The organism is Paenibacillus agri, assembly GCF_013359945.1.
Lineage (GTDB): Bacteria > Bacillota > Bacilli > Paenibacillales > Paenibacillaceae > Paenibacillus_AQ > Paenibacillus_AQ agri.
This window is the reverse complement of sequence record NZ_JABWCS010000082.1, coordinates 1-258: the sequence shown is the minus strand read 5'-3', so window position 1 is coordinate 258 and position 258 is coordinate 1. Positions and strand designations below refer to the sequence as shown.

The window sequence follows — 258 nt, the reverse complement described above, 5'->3', positions numbered from 1 at the left end:
TTTTCTAATACTCCATATGGAGCCGAGGGGAGTCGAACCCCTGTCCGAAGATAACGGCACATAAGTTTCTACGAGTGTAGTCACAGTTTTGATGTCACCCGAGTATCGCCCCGTAACCGGCTATACGTTGGGTCAGCCTGATTATCTTCTTCCGTTGACCCCAGGCGGAGACCAAGCGGCGTATCCCACTACTTGTTAGCCCCTATCCCTGTCACATGGGCGATGCAGGGTAGAAGCACGCACACAGGTTATTAAGCT

The 258-nt window shown here is 51.9% G+C and carries 1 other RNA gene; it reads right to left on the bottom strand.

Features of this window, described 5'->3' with window-relative positions:
- Positions 1-14: 14 nt before the first annotated feature.
- Positions 15-258: a transfer-messenger RNA gene (gene ssrA / locus HPT30_RS00375) on the bottom strand; the annotation flags it as partial.